The organism is Paraburkholderia sp. NMBU_R16 (genome assembly GCF_013282575.1).
In the GTDB taxonomy this organism is placed as follows: Bacteria; Pseudomonadota; Gammaproteobacteria; order Burkholderiales; family Burkholderiaceae; genus Trinickia.
The window spans coordinates 1-493 of sequence record NZ_JAAAYE010000293.1 but is presented as its reverse complement, the minus strand read 5'-3'; the positions used below and the strand labels follow the sequence as shown (position 1 = coordinate 493).

Sequence of the window (493 nt, the reverse complement as noted above, 5' to 3'; positions counted from 1 at the left end):
TGAATCGCCCCGGGAATCGTGGAGGCTGGTTGGTTTAAGTTGATGCCGGCATCGCAACTCCGTTGCTGAGTTGCCGGTAATAGTTTGCCTCAGCTTCAGCGGGTGGGATATAGCCGAGCGGTTCCATGAGCCGATGGTGGTTGAACCAGGCGACCCATTCGAGCGTTGCCAGTTCGACCGACTCACGCGTTTTCCACGGCGCACGACGATGAATCAGTTCCGCCTTGTACAAGCCGTTGATCGTCTCGGCCAGCGCGTTATCGTAGCTGTCGCCTCGACTGCCGACCGACGGCTCGATGCCGGCTTCGGCCAGACGCTCGCTATAGCGAATGCTGACGTATTGCGAGCCCCTGTCGGAGTGATGAATGAGCGTTCCGTCGTCTTCCGGCCGGCGAGCGTACAGGGCCTGCTCAAGTGCATCGAGAACGAAGTCCGTGGTCATCGACGAACTCACACGCCAGCCGACGATACGTCGCGCGAACACGTCGACTAC

1 protein-coding gene is annotated in these 493 nt (G+C 59.8%); it reads right to left on the bottom strand.

What is annotated here, in order from left to right:
* Positions 1-34: 34 nt before the first annotated feature.
* Positions 35-493: IS3 family transposase (locus GWC77_RS28310; protein ID WP_173262947.1), on the bottom strand; the 459-nt coding region annotated here is incomplete at its 5' end.